Source organism: Pseudomonas sp. PDM20 (assembly GCF_014852575.3).
In the GTDB taxonomy this organism is placed as follows: Bacteria; Pseudomonadota; Gammaproteobacteria; order Pseudomonadales; family Pseudomonadaceae; genus Pseudomonas.
Map to the genome: position 1 here is coordinate 2049405 of NZ_CM181224.1, position 20596 is coordinate 2070000.

Below are 20596 nucleotides of genomic sequence, written 5' to 3' on the forward strand. Positions count from 1 at the left end.
GCTATTTCCATCGTAGGAGCACGCGGTGCTGGCTTTTCGAACAGCCCGGCGTTGTGTTTTGGTTATGGCACTGTGATATCTTCTCGGCCCGTCATGACAAGGAGAAGCGGGATGGGAAAGGTAGTAATTAGGGACGATGAGTCCGCTCTTCAGCTGCTGGAGACTCTTCTAAAAGATTCTGATGCCCCTCTCCCTGAGGTTGTGTTTGAAAACTGGCCTCGCTTCGAGATGCATGTCAAAGGCGATCGGTATCACTCGACAATCACGCCTGAGCTGATGGAGTCGTTTCTCGATCTGCAGAAAACCATCAACAAATCCTATGCTTTGGTTCGCTATGCTGACTCAAGCAAGCGGTTGACGAATGCGGACCGCGAAGAGCTCAAGATTCTTATAGAAGTCAAGGATGGAAGCTCTGGCTTTGTTGCGAAGCTTGAGGACCAAGCCGAGGCTATTGCAAAAGGAATTGCTGAGGGCTTCAAATCCATGAACTCAAAGCACAAATTGATAGCGATTCTTGCTATTGGGGCATTGGGGTTCGGCTATCTCGGATTCAGCAGTTACGTTGATTTCCAGAAGGAAACTCGGAAGGCTGAGCTCGCCAAGTTAGAGTCGGATGCCGAGAGAGAAGAGCGCCTGAAGACCCTGGAGCTTGTGAAGGACGTCTCTCAAAGCGATGCGGCGGCGCGTGCTGAGATGTTCAAGATGGTTACCGAGCGAATTCCACAGGTGCAGACTATCTCAGAGCACATGGCCGGAACCTACGACAAACTGATTGCGAGCACTACAGACGCAGAGTCTGTGAACGTACATGGTTTGAGCCTCCCCGGAGCTTTTGTCGGCGAGATCAGCCACTCTCCTCGAAATGTTGCAGTCGCTGACCGAATGGCAAGTGTTTATCGGATTAGGGGTGTCGACCATCGGTCCAAGGACGAGTACAAGCTGACGTTATTCGATGTGATCAGGAAGGTTGAGATCACGGCCACCCTGCCTAAGGATGGCTCGTTTGTTACCGATGCAATCCTTGATGTGATCCAGGATGCAGAATGGGGTGACAAGGTTGTCCTCCTGCAGATGATCACCAAAACCAGAGGCGGTAAACTGGTCAAGGCAGAGATTGAGAAGGTTACACAGATTACTGACCAAGATGACTACGGTGATGAGCCAGAGGGCCAGTCCACCGCTGCAAAGTGACGATATTGTCTAAACGCCCCGCATCCGCGGGGCTTTTGTCATTGGTAGTTCGGGCGTGTGTAACCGTCCGGCAACGGCAGGCCAAGGACATAAGCGATGAAGACCGCTAGCGATTGCGTCAAGGAATAGCGGCATCCCTCGCTGGCAAGTTGCATGAATGGATGCTGGCTCAACATGGGCTTGTGCCCGAGGGCTCGGCTACGGCCAAGGCTTTGGACTACAGCTTGAAACGCTGGGTAGCGCTGACGCGCCACCTGGATGATGGTGCTGTGCGCACCGACAATAACCCGGTGGAAAACACGATCAGGCCGTGGCGCTGTTTCGCTTGAACTGGCTCTTTGCAGGATCAGTGCGAAGCGGCAAAAGAGATGCGGCGATCATGAGTCTGATCCAGTCGGCGCGCATGGCTGGGCATGATCCGTACGCGTACCTTAAGGATATACTGACGCAGTTGCCGACGCAGAAGGCCAGCGAGATCGAGCAGTTGTTGCCGCATCAGGGGATGCTAGGCTGCCCTGCCCAAGGCGTATTTCCCGTACGCTTACAAAGGGAAACTGCGCTGGGCGGGAGTACCTGCACGCGCGATTGATCTGCCGCCACATATTGCAAGGCTTCCTGGTTCTCAGCGGTGATTCCTCCCTTACTAACCAGGCGCGCCAAATTTATCGTCCAATCCTCCCTTCAAGAACAGATGTCCAGTTTTGGGGGTGTCAGGGCAGAAAAACTTTGTCTCGGTGAAAGGTTAGGTAGGCGGCCTGGCGTGGGTGGAAAGGAGCACAGCCTTTCGCACATGCCTCTTCCAGTCCTAAGCGCTTGAGGTCGAGACGGTTGAGGTGTGCTGAAACAATGACCTCGCCATGTTCACTGAAACTGATCAAGCCGCGGTCAAATAGGCGATCAACATGAGGGGCAAGAAGTAGACCGTTAGCACCATCCAGCCGCTCGGTAGCACTGCTGCATACTCGCCATGGCTTTATGTGACTGGCGATCAATAGTCGAGAAGTTTCTACACCTGTTAAGCGACACACCTTTTCAAGTTCGAATACGCGAGATCGAAATAGGCCTTGACCGTGGCGTGCGAGGATAAGCTGTTGCCTAGTTGTTGAGTCCAAGGCGGGATCTGCTGCGATCTGGCTCTCTAAAACATCATCGATACGTTTCAGCCTTGAGTCGGTGGGGTGATCTGACATCGCCACCGGCCTGTCTGTGAAATTAGATAGACCAACTAGCAGCTCGAACACCGCCTGTCCGACTTCGGCGAGATATGCCTTCTGATTGCCGTTTCCCGTAACTGGATGAATCGGTGAATACTTTTTGGGCATCGAAGGGCCCAGCGCTGCGATTTGGTTCTTAGGGCGAACGGGTGTGGTCAATACTCTCCATTCCACCGGCAGAAGCCACCCGCTGTTGGCCCAGTTTTCGCCGGCGTTGCCAAAACTATCAGGCTTCGGCGCTGGGCTTGCGAAATCTAAGACAAATCCAACGTGGCGAATAAATCCACCAGAAAAGGAAAGCACAGCGTCACCGGGCTCGGCGATTCGCATGTTTTCGTAGAACTGGCTTCGCGCGCCATTGGCCTCACGCAGTGGCGACCAAAGGTAGCCGCCATCCAGCTCCTGTCGCGCAGTCTTATTGTGATTCACCCACCAATATCGCATCATTCTGCCACCACTCCCTGTCGGTACCTCGGGCTCTGCCCCGTTGCCATGGGCGAGTGAAAAAAGCTGAAAGCCATAGATCTTGCCCGGCGACTCTACGGCGCATACGTGGTTTGTGGAACCGCTCGATGTAGTCGAATAGATCCGCCAGTGCTTCATCGTGAGCTCGATTCGATTGATGGCAGCGCGCTCCCCGGTTGAGGCGGCTACGGTGCTCGTGAGGGTTTTTCCGGCTTGCTCAAATGGAGGGCTGACCCGTCAATCAATTCAGATTTGCGACAAAGGACCAACGACTCTATTCAAACACATCGAGCGATCTCACCCCTAGAATGCGTCGTCGAGATACCGGAAATCGGGGGTAAGGTGCCAGAGATGTGGGGGGTAGATCCTTGCTTTGGGTCTTGAACGGTTTGTGAGCAATATGGGGCCGTCTGTTTTGATGTTACGATCCCGCAGGGAAGGGGGAGGCGATTTTGTATTCTGAAAAGCTAAAGTATTACGAGTTCTTCGCGGGTGTCGGTATGGCGAGGGCAGGGCTTGGTGGGGATTGGCAATGCTTGTTCGCTAACGACAGCGATCAGCTTAAGAGGCAGTCGTATTCTGACAATTGGGCAGGAGAAGCTTTTGATTCTCGCGATGTTGCGGAAGTTGAAACAACTGACCTCGATGGAGTGGCCGATCTCGCCTGGGCCTCCTTTCCATGCCAAGATCTATCTCAAGCTGGCTCGAAGGCAGGTATCGGGGAGGCCGATGGCACCTCGGTGACGCGCTCTGGGGCTGTGTGGCCGTTCCTGAGGATCATTCGTGGCCTGGCGGAAGAGGGGAGGCACCCGGCCCTGCTAGCACTAGAGAATGTAGTCGGTCTCCTTAGTGCGAATAGTGGTAATGACTTCCGTTCACTCTGTGGCGCATTGAACGAGATTGGCTACCGATTTGGCGCGATCGTAGCGGATGCATCACATTTCGTCCCCCAATCTCGCCCGCGGGTGTTCATAGTGGCGATTCGCCGCGAGGTGTCTATACCGGCAGCGCTGCGGACTGAGCTTCCACAATCTCCATGGCATCCCCAAACTTTACTTCGTGCCCATGCTGGCCTTTCTGTTGAGGATATGGCTGCTTGGGTTTGGTGGTCGCCAGGTGCTCCACCTCCCCAAAAGGACTTCGAGCTCGAGGATATAGTTGATCTGAGTGATGATGCCGACTGGAACTCCGAAGAGGCAACCCAGCGCCTCATTGGCATGATGAGTGAGTTGCAACTCAATCGGTTGGCAGCGGCCAAGGCAGAGGCTAGGCTGATGATTGGAAGTCTCTATTTGCGAATGCGCCCCAATGGGGATGACCGTAATGTTCAGCGGGCTGAGATCGCTTTTGGGGCCACGCTTGGCTGTCTGCGCACGCCGAAGGGAGGAGCCTCTCGGCCGCGCATCATCGTCGTTGAGGGTGAACGAGTCCGTACACGTCTGCTTACCGTGGCGGAGGCAGCGCGTTTAATGGGGCTCGAGGAGGATTTCGTTCTCCCGGAAACCTATCACGAATGCTTCCGCTTGATCGGTGATGGTGTCGTGCCGGCAGTCGTGCGTTTTCTGGCTGATAGACTGTTGGAGCCATTGGCGAAGCACGCGAAGGAGGGCGTTTTCACCACAATTAATGGGAGAAAATTGGCGTGACCCAATATGTGCAAGCGTCATCGGGGCTTCCGATTACGTTGCACGATTGGGAGCTGACGCTCACTCGGGCACTATTGCACGCTGAGGGCGGAGATAGCGATGCCATCCGCTCGTTTGAAATTACTCCTGAGACGCTTGCGATGTACTGTGGGCTTGATATGGGGTATTCCGAGGCTGCGGAGGCAGCATTCAGGAATGCGCTCCGAGCCGACCCGCATCTGATTTGGTGCCTTCAGCACGGTCGGCTCAAAAAGCCAGATAATGAGCAGCCGAACTGCTTAGCGATGCTTGCACTCAGTCTGTTGGTCGATAGCCTGCTCGATGGCGTTTACGAAGAGAAAGGGCAATATCGTGCCAAGCTTGCCGAATGGTTGAGCATCGATCGGTCCTTCACGGACCTGCACGGTATAGCGATGATGTGGAAGCAGCTTGTCGCCTGGCTGGACAGCCGAATCGCTGCCGGCGCGCCGTTCCGACGCCTTATCCTGCCAGCAATACCGGCAAGCTGGACTCATATCGGTTATACCAGGCACCTGTCTTTTCCTACCAAACGTGATATTCGCTTGCTGTCCAAGCATATCGATCGCAGTGTCAATACTAGTATCGATCCTGCGTCGTTAGTTTGGCAGCTTGACCCGATAATGCGAGCTTCGAGCACCTCGCACGGACTGAAGGTTGCCTTCGAAGATTTCAAGATGGCTCTCAGGTCGGGTGCGGCATCCGTTGATCACCGGTTCTGGCGCTTGGTGCTTCGAGCGGGCACGCAGTCGGGGCATGCGGCACCAAAGGTTGGAAGCCTCGTGATGGATTTCGATGAGGATGGTGTCCGTCGCTATAGGGCTGGGCAGGTGCTGGATGAAAGTGCTGCGTTCAACTTGCTAGGCAGCGCAGTCGCTTCGCTTGGGGTCGCTGATAGTTCGAATCTAGGACCGTCCATCAGGCGTGGCATCCTGTTTTTCCGCTCTAGCGGGATCGCGAGTTGGAGCGCCGCTGGCGAACCCCATCCTGGGAGTGGTCCCTTTCACGTAGGGATCTCCAGTCAACACATTGGCTCTGTTAGGGGAGTGTGTACCGAGTTCATATCCTCCGGTAATTGGTTCATTACTGCGCACCCAATTACCGGGCGAATTGTTGATGACGTCCTAACCCAAATCGGCATCACGAATGCCAAACAGGCCGTGCGAATGATCGGTCTTGTGGATGGCGTGCGCGTTGGTAATTCCTGGCTCGGTCAGCCTCGATACCTTCCACATCTCGGAGGAGCGTCTGGTGATGTCGTGATCGAATCAGTGGACGGTGGTTCACCTGAGAGATTGTCTTGGATAGACGGCGAACTTCGAGCCGATGATCCCGTGGATGGGCAATTCTCGATTTCTGATGCTGGTGCGCATTGGACCAGGCGCGCATCGTTCGTGGCACTGGCCGAAGTCCATACCAGCTTCAGAGCTTCGGCCTACTCTCTGCCGGAACAGGCAGAGTGGATGGGGGCAGCGAACCGAAGGTGCGACCGCTCCCATACTGTGGTGGAGAAGTGGGACGATACTCCCTGCACAAACCAGGACATGATCGAAGCCCTCTACGCCTCGTCGCGGTCAGGCATATCTGAGGGCGACGCGATTTCGATTATCGACCGAGCTGTAGGGCCCTTTAGGTGGCAGACTCTCCGGCTGCTCCAAGAGGCCTCATTTTTCGATGCTCGCCCACTCGCCCGTTGGAGAGGGCGGGTTTTCACGCTAGGACAGCCGAGGCTCGTGCAGATTCAAATGGGTAGCGGCACGGCGTTGTTGGTTTCTGGCGCAGTCCCCGCACGGCTTGAAGCCGACTTCCGCTCGACGGTGGTATCGCAGGGCGGGACCGCCTTTCGCAGGCTTTCAAAAGAGAATTTCGCTCTTCCGCTGTTCGGGGCGTTTGGAGTGGCGCCCGAGATATTGTCGAGAGCCCTTGGGTGGCCAGTGGTTGACGCCCCTTTTCAGCCGGATGGCACTGGCGTCAGTCGACTGATTGAAACCAAGGTGAGTGGAGAAGGCTACCAGGTATCGTCTCATTGGGATTGGGCTGCTGGCCGTTTTTGTAGTGGAGTAGGGACTGATGAGTCGGTAACTCTTGTCAGACTCGTCCATCCAGGGTTGCGGGACCACGATATCTATCGGGTTCAGGGGCGCAAATGCATTAGGTCATTCCACTCGCGGCATGCCGCCATCATCGATGCATACCTGCAGGCCGGAAGGCCATTATTTAGATTTGACGAAGATCATTTATCTCGGCTCACATCTGAGGGGGCGCTGCCCTTGGAAGTATCAGCTGCACTCCGCGTACGGACGCTCTTCAACGCAGTTTGTACAGGCAGCAGCTGGCGATATGAGGTGACCAAGCAAGACGCTGTGTGGTTGGCTGGACTTTTGCCAGGCCTCATTGATGGCGTGCGAGATGAGTCAGTGGCGGATGCTGCTACATCGTATCGTCGCGGGCGGGGCTACCGGCGTCCTATTTGGACTGATGGAGGACTTGTGGAGTGACAGTGGATGTTAAAATGGAACGCAGCGTATTTGCAGCTTCCGACTTAAAGCGATTTGTGGGTCACTTTGTCCGTTGGCAGGGACAGTATGGTTCTATCGCCGTTGTTGGCCAATTGAACCAGGATGGTTTGGACCTAATTGCGAACCCGAAACGACTATTCCCACGTGATGGTCTAGTTGAGATACAAAGGGGGGGGCAGCATGGTGACTTACACCAGGGCGAGTGGGTCGAGTTTGACGTAATCAAGAACACGCGATTCAGGGCCCCCGCATATAAGGCGCTTCACTTGAAGCGACTACCGCGACTCGCGGTTTTACCGGAGTCGACCTTGTCGATGTACCGTGATTTCCTCACCCGAGACGGCTGGTCGGGAGATACGAGGCCGGGGCTCTGGGCATTCCGCCTAGCCGACGACACGGTGATTGTCGCCGAGTTGGAGACCGGTAAGGACGGTAGGCTTCGGATTACGCGAACTTCCGCGCGAGAGGTGAAGCGTTATCACTACGCTCACGAAAGCGTGGTACACGCTAACAATGGCGTGAAGTCTGACGACGTCTTCATCACTTCGATATCTGGCGAGATGACCTCATTAGATTGGTCGGATGATGTGGACTACGTATTTCGCGTTGTCAGTTCTCTTGCGGGCATTAGTGACCCTCGTGTCTTAGAGATCATCAGCTGGCTAGAGCGCCATCAGGAAGTCATAGCGAATCGGGTATCCACATCGGACGACAGAGAGCCTGCGCTTGACGTGCTACGTTCGGCAGCTTTGGCAAACCGCCTTCGAGCCGATCGTAAGCTGATGGAGGTTTATCTTGCAGCGGTGCTCCGCGACGAAGCCGTGCGCAATGTCGTAGCTGATTATGTGAAGGAGGGGCACGGAGCCGAGCGGGACAAGCTGCGTGCCGAACTTCATGAGGAAATCAGTGCACAGAAGACGCAGTGCCTCGCCCAGCTATCAGCTGAAATTGATGCGGAGCGTGCGGAGAGTATGGCTCGCATCGAACAGGAGCTTGAAAAGTACGAGGCAGACGGTCGTTCGGAATGTGACGTAAGGCTACAGGATACTGAGCACGCAGTTTCCGTCCGAATCCAGGCGCTAGAAGCCAGTGCCAGTGAACGTAGCGACCAGATAGAGCGCCAAATTGCCGAGCAGACGCAGAGGCTGACGGATATCAAGGCAGAGATCGCAGGTGTAGAAGCTGAGCGGGGAGAGCTTTGGGCCGAAGCAGAATATGCTCGAACACAGCTTACCGATGCGAAGGAGGAGATCGACCGCTTACTCGCCATCGCAGCGCAGCTTGGCCCTATGATGATCAATGCCCCGCAGCATGCAGCAAGTAGTATCGGCATCGGGAGAGTCTTTCCGAACTATCCGAAGGTTGACGTAGCCACTAAGGGGCAGCTAATCGCGCGCCAAGTGATGCTCTCGGATAAGGGTAAGGATGTTCTGCGGAGCCTGATTGTTATGCTGCTCTCGGGAGAGCTGCCTATCCTTGTCGGCAGCGACACGACAGATCTATTGCGTGTTGCTGAGTCGGTCATCTGTCCCGGACGGTTTGTTTCCATCGAAGCAGATCCGACGCTTATCTCTCTCGACGACCTCTGGGCCAGACCGGGTTCGGGCGCGCCTACTCTACTGGCGGCAGCCGCTGAGGCCGCTAAGGATGGTGGGGCAATCCTGGTTGTTATTAGGGGTGTTGAGCGGTCGGGCGCGCGTTTTTGGATGCCGGCCTTGTCGGAAGTGCTGCGGAGTGGAGGGTTGCCACGTGGACTATTTGTCTGTTGTACGGCCCATGAGCCCGAGCACGATGAGGTTCGCGTTCTCCGGGGAAGCGTCCCATGGCTCGAGATAACGAACGTCTTCTCGCCTGGAGCGGCGTTGGCTGGACTATCTCTCCTAACGCCTCCCCGGATTGAGCTGGAGATGCTGGATCCAGGGGGCATGCCCATGGATATATCTGGGGCCAGTTCGCTCGCGCTGGAGCTCGGTGAAAACTTGAGCCTGGATATTGCTATGCGCAGCGCGCGCATGTTCGCAGAAGCAATCATATTACTCGGTGACATGGAGTTGGCGCAGCGTCTCGTCCTCAAAGTTGCGAAGCAGCTGGCCATAAAGTCCAACTAATAAGGAAATTCGGAGGGAATCGATGCTTGATCCAATTGGTGGTTTTAACCGCATCAGGGACTTCTTCATCTCGTATGTGGAGACAAACTTTCGCATTGCGGATAGGAATATTGCGGCAGAGCGCCGTCGTCTCCTAGAGACAACTAACGTTTTCGCTACAGCGTCATTCGTGGAGCCGGTACTGCGTTATCGGACGCATGAACTGCGTATCGATCAGATGGTCGGGGTTGCGGATGGCCCACTCGCGAACCTGCCGTATGATGTGCAGGTGGCATTCGCTGAACTGGTGCTTTCCGGTCTATTCGAAGGCGATGCTGCTTCTGGTGAGCTGACGCGCATCGGCCGCTATGCACCCTATAAGCATCAGGTTGAGATGCTTCAACGGGGTATTCAGCCGGGGCATCCTGGCATCGTCACATCGGGAACCGGCTCAGGTAAAACCGAAAGCTTCATGTTGCCAATCATGGCTGCATTGTCGCGTGAGGCTGTCAGTTGGTCGAAGCCGGATGCCGGATATCTCGAAACGCCCTGGTGGGCGTCACCGAGGGGGAAGTGGAGCCCGCAGCGTGACGGAGAGAACCGTCCGGCCGCAGTGCGTGCTCTTGTGTTGTATCCCATGAACGCCCTCGTCGAGGATCAAATGGTTCGTCTCCGGCGTACGCTCGATTCGGACGAGGCAAGAGCGGTAATGGATCGCCGGTTCGAAGGGAATCGAGTGTTCTTTGGACAGTACACGTCATCGACGCCGGTGACTGGATACGAAGATCACCCTCGTATCGCGGATAGCGAGGTGGAGAAGAAGCGGAGGCAGCGCCGGCAGCGAGAGCTTCGTTCGGCAATGAGGAAGGTCAACCAGGATCAGAACGACGCGCGCATTCATGATGCCGAAGCGCGGAAGAGCGCAGAGGAACGGGGAGCGTCCCCTCCTGAGATGACCCGCTTTATTTTCCCGTCGTTAGATGGCGGTGAAATGCTTTCGCGCTGGGATATGCAGGAAACGCCACCAGATGTTCTCGTTACTAACGCATCGATGCTTGGCGCTATGTTGTCGCGCGAGGTTGAGGGGCCAATCTTCGAGAAGACTCGGACATGGCTCCGCGACAATGATGATGCTTACTTCTATCTCGTCTTTGACGAGCTCCACCTCATTCGTGGCTCTGCCGGCACGGAGGTGGCCTTCCTAATCAAGTCCCTCATTCAACGATTGGGGCTGGATGATCCAGTCCATCGGCATAAGCTGCGTGTCCTCGCCTCGTCGGCATCGTTGCCGATGGATGGCGAACCCGGCATTCAATCTCGGCGATATCTGCGTGATCTTTTCGCACCATTCGGCACAAGCACTAAGGCCGGAGAGACCGGCTCAGAAAACGAGGAGTTTTGGACCGACTGCGTTATCAAAGGCGAGGCCGAGATTCCATCTTGGGAGGGCGGGTTTATTGCGTCTGGACCGTTCCTCAAGTTGATGGAAGCTGCACGCACTAACGATAAGGACTTCATCGCGAAGATTGTGAGGAGCGATGCCTTAGAGAAAGCGATCGATGCTGTTGCCAACGCGCTCAACGTCACCGCATCCGGTGATGCCCGTATCGTTGAGATCGCGGAAGTCGCAGCGGCAGTTCTCACTAGCGCATGTAGGGTAGGTGAGGGGGTTCGGGCCGCCAGCATTGCAGATCTCGGCAAGCGGCTGTTTGGTGGTATAGCGAATGCTGATGTCGCCGTTCAAGGATTAATGCTCGCACGTGCTTTGCCAGAAAGTGGGCAGTGGAGTGGACGTGTTTCTCAGGGGACGCCGTCCTTTAGGGTTCACGCGTTCGTGCGCAACGTGGAAGGGCTGTTTGGTGCGCCCTCCAATGTGGCTGGCAAAGTCACATTTACAGGTCTAAGTGTTGAGCGTGGTCTGTCCCATGGCCAGCCCGCCCCGGGCGAAGCTCGTGGCCGAAGGCTATTTGAGATGCTTTATTGCGAGGCGTGTGGTGACCTACTGCTCGGCGGTCAACGTGGTAAGCGCGTCGGAACCAGCTCATTGACCGAGTTGCTGCCCTCAACTGCTGAGCTCGAAAATCTACCGGAGCGCGCCGCTTCGGAATACTACGATCGTATGTCGTTTGAGCAGTTCGCCGTGTTTTGGCCGAGCCAGCTTACCCCACAGCAGGATGCCCGTGGCTGGGATGAATGGGAGCCAGCTCATCTCGATCCAGAATCTGGCGTCGTGACTCTGGGGGAAGAGGTGCCCGGCGGGCGAATCGGCGGAAGGCTCTATCATCAGTCTACGACTGCGTCGCAAAACGGGCATCGCACCGCTCAGCCGTTCTGTTGCCCGAACTGCGGCACCGATTACTCGAATAGACCGCCCAGCTCGCGTTCGCGGTCACCAATCCGTGCATTCCGGACCGGTGTCAGCAAGGCATCGCAGCTGGTGGCGACAGAGCTATTCGAGCTGCTTCATGCGGTGGGGGCAGAGGCTAAGAGCATAGTCTTCTCGGATAGTCGGCAGGACGCAGCTAATCAATCACTTGAGATCGAGCGCCTCCATCTTCGAGATTTGCGCCGTGAGATTTTAGTGACCGTTGCTCGGGATTACCTTCAATGTGCAGCGGTAGCAAAAGTTGATCCGAAGTCGGCTATGGCTGCAGCGCAGAAGCTGCTGGACGCGGGTGACATGGAGGGCTTCCAAAAGGCTATTGCTGCGATCAGCGCACAGGCGCAAGACACTCAGGTCTCTGTAGAGTCCCGAAAAGTACAAATCAGCAGACTATTCGACTACAAGGACACTACCGGCGGTGTCGGTGCGTTGATCTCCGAATACGTGAGTCTCGGCATCCATCCGTTCGATGAGGTTGGTCGCAAGCCCTACGATAAGCGCCCTTGGTTCCAGGCTTTCCAGAAGTCAGGTGAACTAATCAGCTATGCATCTTGGCTTGACGATACTCAGCAAAAAGAGCTGGGCGTGTTCATTGAGCAGGAGCTGATGGAACTCGTCGACGACGTTATTTTCGCCAACACCTTCTTTGCGCTAGAAGAAACCGGACTCGCCTATCCATCGATCAGTCGCGAATCTGACCCTGACATCGATCGACTAGACGCTTGGCTCCGTGTCTTCGCGAGCGCTACTCGTGTCCAGGAGAACAAGTTCTATGATCGCAGCCGAACCACCGAGTGGGATCAGGCAAGCAAGATTAGGCCTTCAAGCCGTGTTTGGAAGTTTGCTGATGCTCTGAATGGAGATACAAATGACCAGCTTCAGAGCGTTCTCGATGCATTTGGCAAGCATGGCCATGTGAACGGCATCATCCGTGTGGGGCGTGTGTTTCTTCGGGTTTCCGAGCCAGGTGATCCATTTTGGCGGTGCGGTTATTGCGAGCGCATCCACCTCCATCGGGGAGTAGGCAACTGTACTCGTTGTTACAAGCCGCTGCCGTCTGAGAGGAGTGGCAAGGTAGAGGAGCTCTGGGAGACCAATTTCCTCGGGCGGCGCATCGTCCGAGGTCAGAAGGACGGTGTTGCCCGTTTCCGTCTTAGGTGCGAGGAGTTGACTGGGCAGACCGATGATTTCTCAGAGCGTTTGCGTAAGTTCAAGAACATTTTCGTTGACGATTTCGGTGAAGTGGCGAGGCTAGCGCGCGAAATTGACATGCTATCAGTCACGACAACGATGGAGGTTGGGATCGACATTGGATCACTCCAGACTGTCTATCAGGCGAACATGCCTCCGCAACGTTTCAACTATCAGCAGCGTGTTGGTCGGGCTGGTCGCCGCGGTCAGGCCTTTTCCTTCGTCATCACCTTCTGTCGCGGGCGAAGTCACGACGCATATTATTTTGCCCATCCCGCCGCTATCACTGGGGACCCGCCGCCACCGCCGTTCCTGGCAACGGGGCACGACCCGATTCCTCGCCGTCTTCTAACGAAGGTTTGGCTTCGCGCCGCGTTTCAGAAGGTGCGCGATGACTTCGTCAATGAAGGGGGCGTATATCCCGGCGATCTGCTCGTCCCACCGGACGTCCATGGCGAATATGTGCCAACGGATGACTATTACGATGATTGTGAAGGTTATAACTGGCAGAAGCGGTTGAAGGATGCTCTTCAGGCGACTGTTGCACAACGTGATGCATATATCGACGCAGCCTGCATTGATTCAGTTCAGCGAGAGCGCCTCCGCATGGAGTCCACTGTCGAGAGGCTGATAGAGGAAATCAATAGTCAGAGGGAGTACAAGCCGGTCAATCGACAGGGGCTTGCTCAGTTCTTGGCCGAACGGGGGTTGCTGCCGATGTATGGCATGCCTACCCGGGTGCGCCAGCTCTATCTCGGAGTACGTGCGGAAACTGACGACACTAATTCTGATTATTCATGGTCGACCATGGATCGGGATATTGACACTGCCGTTTTCGAGTTTGCGCCTGGTGCGGTACTGACGAAGGATAAGCAGCGCCATCGTGTGATCGGCTTCAGTGGCACGCTTTCAGCTCCGGAAAGACGCGGGAAGGATGTGGTGATTGAAAGCCTATCGCGTTGGGCCGAATCTGAACACCAGGTGGCCCTCTGCCCTGCCTGTGGATCCGCCCGATATAGCCTTCGTCGGCCGCAAAGCACTCAACAATGCGAAGACTGCAGTGGTGACATAGAGCCTAACGAGTTCAAAGATTACATTAGCCCGGCTGCATTCCGAACCGATTTCAAAGCGGCTGAAACCGACCTTGACACTGTGGGGCGTATGGCGGTGCGCACGGTTGCCACGGTACTCCATTTGGGGGGATGGACGGACGCTGGATCACTTCGGGTGCGTCGTGGTGCTGGCGTGACGATTATGCAGCTCAACGACGGGGTTGATGACGATACTGGGCAGCCAAGTAGATTCTCCGTCTGCGAGGCTGAAGATAGCCGTGTCCGTATCCCAGGAGCTGCATCAACGACTCTTGCGGACGATCAGGCGATCGCACTTGACGAGATCTCTGGCTCGAGCAGCCGATGGGTGGTGAAGCCCAACACGCAGCGTACTTTCGGCCTCATCGCCAAGAAAGAGACTGACGCCCTTTATCTCGAACTCCTCGATTTCGATCCTAGGCTGACTCTCGATCACGTTGCTAGGAAAGGTAACTTCAACCATCTACCCACGCGTTCTGCCGCGATCAGCGCGACGCAGATTCTCGTGCAGAAGGCAGCGTTGGATCTTGACGTTTCCCCAGATGAATTCGAAGCGCTCGAGCCTCGATTGCGCGAAGGCAATCCGATGCTGCAAATCGCCGATGCTCTAATCAACGGTTCAGGTCTTTGTCGTCGTCTCGGCGACGATCGTAGCGATGGCACTCCACACATCGTGCATCTCATCCAGGAGACGCTTACGGACCGGGCGGTCTGGCCACTGATTGAATTCCTAAGTGTTGATGAGGATGGTAATCACGCCGCACGATGCCAGACGTCGTGCTATCGATGTATCCAGCGATACGGAAACCGCTCCTATCACGGACTTCTTGATTGGAGGCTCGGGCTCACCTACCTGCGAGCATTGGTGACACCGGGCTACACTGCGGGGCTGGATGCGAAGGACCAGATGTTCCCTGAGACAATTGGCTGGAGTCAGCGCGCCCTTGCGCTTGCGGAAACCGTTGCGGGGATGCGGCCAGGCTCGCTTTCGGTCGAAGTCCATGGCCCTTCGAATCTGCCAGTGCTTCGTGAAATGCATGAAGGAGGCGACACTTTCCTGATCGTCCACCCGCTCTGGCGCGTCGATGGTGATTTCGGCAAAAGGTTGAGTGGGGGGGCTGAGGTGAAGTTTCTCGATACCTTTAACCTCGAACGGCGACCATTACGGGCTATAGAGCTGGCGAAGATCGGCCAGGTACTGGGCTAGGGAAAGAAAATATTAGGACGTCAGTTGTGAAGATAAGCATGGTAGTTAATATTGTCGGCATTGCCGTTGTATGACATGCCTTTCCAGCTTGTTGACGTCCCGTAGTTGACGGATTAATTCAGCTGCGCGATTAGGCTCCAGAGCTCGTGAGGGACTCCAAACAGTCATCCGGTTTTGACCCATTGATGTTGTGGTAAAGCTCTGAGTAGAGTTTTATCAGTATTTTACGAAAGGCTCCGGAACAGGGTGGCTAATCTAAAAGGAATGAGTGAAGCCGTGACGCCAATGAAATCAGATCCCGCAGCTCGCATTCCCATACCACCAATGTCTGCCAGCCGGTATCATGAAGCTTTTTCAGGTTTATCTCGTCGCGAACTTTATTGCCTTCGAGTTTTGCAACCCAATACCCCTGATTTGATTTAGGCATTCGAGAAAATGGACAGCCCTCATGGAGGTGCCAAAAGCAACCATGCACAAAGATTACCTTGCGTTTGCGCGAGAATACTAGGTCTGGTTTTCCGGGGAGCTTGGCATCATGCAGTCGATAGCGGAACCCGGCGCTGTGCACCAACTGCCGAACAAGCATCTCGGGCCGGGTATTCTTACCTTTTACTAGGGACATGATTCGGCTACGCTCACCGGCACTGATGGTATCTATCATAGAGGTCTCCGCATTTATTTGCCTTGTTGTTTCGTTGGGTGAGCTCCAGTTTCGTCGACTTGGATGGCTGATGTTCTCTGCTCCCGCTCTGCGATTGGACTACAATGGCTAGTGTATATTATGCACTAACATGTGCGACTGGCCGCAGTGAGGGTATTTTGCTATAGCGATAAATTTATAGTGATCGTCGGCTTGCTGTAAGTATTTGATTTTGGCCTCGAACTAAGTGCAGCTCTGCAGAGCGCTGTCCTGTGTGATCCTCTTCAATAGATGCGAGCCAAAACCATGGCAGGCCGCAACTGCATTGGGCCCCGCAATCTTCATCAGAGTCGTGAGGGAGGGACAGTATCTCGTTACAGGATAAACATTTGACATGAAATCGGCTGCATTTGTCGCATTTTCCTACGTAATGAACGTAAGAGATAGATATTGCTTTCCCACCATTTGGCGGTGCTAGGGCGATATTTATAGAGGGGTAGCCATCCCAAAATATACGACCATTTTGGCAGTTTGGAGCAAGGCAGTTAGGCCATGTTGATGGATCAAAATTCTCTAGGCGATTCAGTGGTAGTAGGCGAATTGATACAAAGTCCTGGGCTCTAAGTTCTACTGCTTTCGTGTATCCACTTGGGCAAACTAAGTAGCCATGTGTTGCGCCTGCATCAGCCATTAACCCTAGAAAAGCTTCTACATGCGTAATGTCGATTCGACGAGTGCGAATCTTGGCGTCGATGATTATGCGGTTTTCATTGTTGGCATTGTGTCTTGAGTCAATCAAAGCATCAATGTGCCGTTTTTATTGCTAATTTTTCCTGTTATTTTGGCGTTGGGTGTTACACGGTATTCGGTGGAGAGTTGGTCAGAGATCAACTTTGCCACCAGGCGCTCATATTTTTCCCAGTCCGGTTTGTCTTTTTTCATTTAATTTTAGGCTTTTTTGAGTGAGCTTTAATTTTCTGTTTTCAATCGATTTCTAGAATTTTATATTTTTGGCTGATTAGCTCTACACCTTCGTTGAAGATGCGGTCAGAATTTTTTCTAGCTTCTCTCCCGTGAGATGCCATGCGTGGGTCTTCTCTTGGGCGTAATCATGATGCAGATAATGCCGACGAACCTTTGAGCCGCCCAGTAAGTGGTTCTGACAGCGGTCGATGATCTCCAGTGTTATGCCGAGCTCCTGCATCATGGTAGCGCCAGTGCGGCGCAAGTCATGCGGTGTCCACTCGCCCTTGGAGCCCTTGCTCAGCACAAGGGAGTCGTCATGGTGGCGACCAGTAAGCGGCTTGCTACGGTTCTTGAAGCGGCACTGTCGATCACCAATCAGTTTGCTGACCGTCTTTGTGTCGACATGGCTTTTCTCGTCCTTGCTGGGGAAGCAGAAGGGGGTGTGTCCGGTTTCTTCTTTCAGGCGCGTGAACTGCTTCAGCGCGAATGACGACAGAAACACATGATGGTCCTGGCGCTTGCCCTTATGCCCTTTGGTGGCCTCGGCGGGGATAAACCAGGTGCCTTTCTCCAGATCCACATGCCGCCATTCTGATTTGAGCAACTCACCGATACGGCAAAGGGTGCTCAGGCAAATCCAGACGGCGCATTGCACACGTGGATTGACGGGACGGATGCCTGAGTATTTCTGGCCGGCGGGGAGGGCATCGTAGTCGCGTTCCAGGCGGGCGAAGATGTCGTGCAGCTCTCGGATTTCGTCAGGGGAAAGTAGTCGGTCGCGCTGTTCTTCGTAGTCGTGATCGAGCAGCTTATTGACATCCACCAAAGCGGCCGGGTTGCCGTCGGCCATCAGAGTGCGCCAGGGCTTGCGTTTCTCCGCCCAGCGCAGCATCTGGCCGATGTCCTTGCTGCGGATCACCACGGTGCGGTTCAGGCCGCGTGCTTTGACCGAGCGCAGCACATTGAGCAAGTCTTTCTCGGTCAGCGTGCGCAGCGGCTTCTTGCCTATGAGCGGTAGCACGTCTTTGGTGAAGCTGCGGCGCAGTTCGGCATTGCCGTCCTGGCGCGATACGCCATCGCGCATCCACTCCTCGAAGAGGTCGGCGACTGTCTTATTCTCCGCTGCTTGGCGCTCGGCTTCGGCAATGGTGGCCGCGATAGCGGCCTGGGCTTCGATCCTGGCGGCCTTGCGGGCGGCAGTGGGATCGATCCCCTTTGTGACTGTAGCTTTCACTTCATCGCGCTCGGCGCGAATCTGCGCCAGCGACTTCTTAGGCCAACTGCCCAAGCGATGGTCGCGTTTCGCTCCATCCAGTTTGAACTCGTAGCGAAACAGGACAGTGACGCCGCGTACCCCGGCGCGAACTTTGGCGACCAGGCCGCCGTCTTCACGTAATGTCTTGCCGTCGTCGGCCGAAGTGAGTGCTTCCAGTTGCTTCGCCGTCAGTTTTGCCACCTTCTACCCCTTGCTCGATGCGGTCGCCTTGGAATTTTGCCCCACTTTTGCCCCACCGAATCGCTTGGCTGTCGGTGGATGCTCATGGACCGTGATGGACGCTAATTTAGCCTGTATGCCCCGTATTTACTAGGGTGTAGGCGATCCGTCAGTGTCCACTAGCGTCCATGGAAATCCATGAAATAAGCGCATGGGGTGCAAGGGGTAGAGTGTTCGAATCACTCCGTCCCGACCAATTTTGAAAAGGCCGGTTCAGTAATGAACCGGCCTTTTTGCATTTCTCTTTCCGCAAAGATTACCTAGATCGATCGCCAGCTCGGCGTGTCCCGCAGCGCCCAATCATCCTGCGCCGCCAGAAAGGTCGGCAGGTCGCGGCGGGCTATCCAGATTTCACCTTGCCACTTGATGACGCCGATGCGTTGGTCAGCCCAGGTCATGAAGGCGCGGTGGGGATGGGTGTCGGGGGTGCGCTGGGTGTCGTGGAGGGTGGGGAGGACTTCGTCGCTGAGCCATTTGGCGATGTGGCGGTGTTCGGGGTGCCAGAAGCGGTAGAGGGCTTTGTAGGCGCCGGACTCGCTGATGACTTCCACTTCCTCTCGGAAGCCGCTGAGGTATTCCAGGACGACGGCGCGTTTCTGTTCCGGGTCCATGCGCCGGGGGGGGGGGGGGCGGTAGGGGCGGTGGGCGTTGATCAGGCGGGCGAAGTCGTGGGCGACGAACCAGGGCTGGCGGTCGATCAGGACGGCGCGTAGTTGGTGGGTGTGGCGTTGGAAAACGACCGGGGTGAATGGTCCTTTCATGACAATGCTCCAGTGTCCATATAAGAGCTGCCATCTACGTCGCTAAGCGTAGGGTGGCAGACCGCGCGGGGTTAGCGAACCGGAGACACTGATCCGGCAGACCCGAGGGTCTCCCCGCGCGATCTGCCATAGAGCCAGTAGTGAATACTACAGGCGTGAAAGTGCCTACAGGAAACCTTCTCTTTTTCCCGCATGCGCTTTCAGCGCAGTCGCGCCAGTGTCTTTCGAGTCGCTAAACCCGGTCACGGGATTGACCGTGACGGGTGGAGGATGGGGGAGGGCTTGCCGAGGCGGCAACCTGCAAAGCGCGTAGGAATCCGGGAAGCGCATCTCTGGGATGTGAGGTTCAGCGGTCCCTTCTTTATATAGGTGGCAGAGCGTAGCTGGCTGGAAACCGTTGCTGCGCCGGTGCGGAGCGGGGGCGGGCACGTGCTGCTTCTATATAAAGGGGGGAGGGGAGAAGCCCCTTTGTCATCTTTCTGCAAAAAGTCGTTGACGGCCAATTTAAACTCCCTATAATGCGCACCACTCCCAGCGACGAAGCGCTGAAAGAACTTGAAAATCAAGTACTTACAGAGATTTGAAGTTGAGAGTGGTGGTCAGGCAGGTGATTCACTTGCCGCTCTTCATTAGCTGCTCCGGCAGCGAGCTGAAAAGAAGATCGCCGAGGTGGTTGACAGCGAGTTTGATCGCTGTAGAATGCGCCTCCCGCTGATGAGAAGGTTTCCTTCGCTGAAGCACAAGCGATTGAGTAGAAAAGAAATTTTCGAAAAATAAAGCTTGACGGAAGATGAGGTTAGCGTAGAATGCGCGCCTCGGTTGAGACGAAAGCCTTAACCAACTGCTCTTTAACAAGTTGAATCAAGCAATTCGTGTGGGTGCTTGTGATGTAAGACTGATGATCGACTGATTATCAGCAACGCAAGTAACACTCGTGAATTCGAGAGTTTTAGCTCTTTAAATAGAGCATGCGATTGCTGAGCCAAGTTTAGGGTTTTCTCAAAACCCAAGCAGTATTGAACTGAAGAGTTTGATCATGGCTCAGATTGAACGCTGGCGGCAGGCCTAACACATGCAAGTCGAGCGGATGATGGGAGCTTGCTCCCGGATTCAGCGGCGGACGGGTGAGTAATGCCTAGGAATCTGCCTGGTAGTGGGGGACAACGTTTCGAAAGGAACGCTAATACCGCATACGTCCTACGGGAGAAAGCAGGGGACCTTCGGGCCTTGCGCTATCAGATGAGCCTAGGTCGGATTAGCTAGTTGGTGGGGTAAAGGCCTACCAAGGCGACGATCCGTAACTGGTCTGAGAGGATGATCAGTCACACTGGAACTGAGACACGGTCCAGACTCCTACGGGAGGCAGCAGTGGGGAATATTGGACAATGGGCGAAAGCCTGATCCAGCCATGCCGCGTGTGTGAAGAAGGTCTTCGGATTGTAAAGCACTTTAAGTTGGGAGGAAGGGCAGTAAGTTAATACCTTGCTGTTTTGACGTTACCAACAGAATAAGCACCGGCTAACTTCGTGCCAGCAGCCGCGGTAATACGAAGGGTGCAAGCGTTAATCGGAATTACTGGGCGTAAAGCGCGCGTAGGTGGTTTGGTAAGATGGATGTGAAATCCCCGGGCTCAACCTGGGAACTGCATCCATAACTGCCTGACTAGAGTACGGTAGAGGGTGGTGGAATTTCCTGTGTAGCGGTGAAATGCGTAGATATAGG

11 protein-coding genes, 1 rRNA gene and 1 pseudogene (1 of these 13 running past the window's edge) are annotated in these 20596 nt (G+C 55.1%); 7 read left to right on the plus strand and 6 right to left on the minus strand.

Annotated elements, in window-relative coordinates; all coding sequences use genetic code 11:
- Window positions 1–111: 111 nt before the first annotated feature.
- Window positions 112–1191 (plus strand): hypothetical protein, encoded by a 1080-nt coding sequence (locus tag IB261_RS09735; RefSeq protein WP_192382182.1) that lies wholly within the window; start codon window positions 112–114, stop codon window positions 1189–1191.
- A gap of 71 nt (window positions 1192–1262) precedes the next feature.
- Window positions 1263–1690: pseudogene (locus tag IB261_RS09740) on the plus strand (IS66 family transposase); the annotation flags it as partial.
- Window positions 1691–1901: 211 nt separating this feature from the next.
- On the opposite strand, the gene IB261_RS09745 reads toward IB261_RS09740, so the two are convergent.
- Window positions 1902–3008 carry an HNH endonuclease gene (locus IB261_RS09745; protein ID WP_412548383.1) on the minus strand — a complete coding sequence of 369 codons (1107 nt, stop codon included), beginning with the start codon at window positions 3006–3008 and terminating at the stop codon, window positions 1902–1904.
- Between the two features lie 362 nt (window positions 3009–3370).
- On the opposite strand from IB261_RS09745, the gene IB261_RS09750 reads away from it, so the two are divergent.
- The 4 genes from IB261_RS09750 to IB261_RS09765 all read left to right on the plus strand — a co-directional run bounded on the left by IB261_RS09750 (window position 3371) and on the right by IB261_RS09765 (window position 15012).
- Window positions 3371–4516 carry a DNA (cytosine-5-)-methyltransferase gene (locus IB261_RS09750; protein ID WP_192382250.1) on the plus strand — a complete coding sequence of 382 codons (1146 nt, stop codon included), beginning with the start codon at window positions 3371–3373 and terminating at the stop codon, window positions 4514–4516.
- Entirely contained in the window at window positions 4513–7032 is a 2520-nt protein-coding gene (locus IB261_RS09755; RefSeq protein ID WP_192382184.1) for a hypothetical protein, read from the plus strand. Before IB261_RS09750 ends, IB261_RS09755 begins: the two co-directional genes overlap by 4 nt.
- A 335-nt stretch (window positions 7033–7367) precedes the next feature.
- Entirely contained in the window at window positions 7368–9161 is a 1794-nt protein-coding gene (locus IB261_RS09760; RefSeq protein WP_225606055.1) for a hypothetical protein, read from the plus strand.
- Between the two features lie 22 nt (window positions 9162–9183).
- Entirely contained in the window at window positions 9184–15012 is a 5829-nt protein-coding gene (locus IB261_RS09765; protein WP_192382187.1) for a DEAD/DEAH box helicase, read from the plus strand.
- 250 nt (window positions 15013–15262) lie between these two features.
- Here IB261_RS09765 and IB261_RS09770 read toward each other — a convergent pair whose 3' ends face one another.
- The 5 genes from IB261_RS09770 to IB261_RS09790 all read right to left on the minus strand — a co-directional run bounded on the left by IB261_RS09770 (window position 15263) and on the right by IB261_RS09790 (window position 18874).
- A complete protein-coding gene (locus tag IB261_RS09770) occupies window positions 15263–15673 on the minus strand; it encodes a very short patch repair endonuclease (RefSeq protein ID WP_192382189.1) in 411 nt (136 codons plus the stop codon).
- A gap of 175 nt (window positions 15674–15848) precedes the next feature.
- Window positions 15849–16451, minus strand: a complete 603-nt coding sequence (locus tag IB261_RS09775; protein ID WP_192382191.1) for a restriction endonuclease — start codon at window positions 16449–16451, stop codon at window positions 15849–15851.
- Window positions 16448–16594: a hypothetical protein gene (locus IB261_RS09780; protein ID WP_192382193.1), complete on the minus strand. Its 147-nt coding sequence runs from the start codon at window positions 16592–16594 to the stop codon at window positions 16448–16450. Before IB261_RS09780 ends, IB261_RS09775 begins: the two co-directional genes overlap by 4 nt.
- 82 nt (window positions 16595–16676) lie before the next feature.
- Complete coding sequence (locus IB261_RS09785) at window positions 16677–18074, minus strand: tyrosine-type recombinase/integrase (RefSeq protein WP_192382195.1); 1398 nt, start codon at window positions 18072–18074, stop codon at window positions 16677–16679.
- Between the two features lie 299 nt (window positions 18075–18373).
- Window positions 18374–18874 (minus strand): BRO-N domain-containing protein, encoded by a 501-nt coding sequence (locus IB261_RS09790; protein ID WP_427871371.1) that lies wholly within the window; start codon window positions 18872–18874, stop codon window positions 18374–18376.
- 1018 nt (window positions 18875–19892) lie between these two features.
- Here IB261_RS09790 and IB261_RS09795 point away from each other — a divergent pair.
- Window positions 19893–20596 (plus strand): 16S ribosomal RNA (locus IB261_RS09795) (it continues 833 nt past the right edge of the window).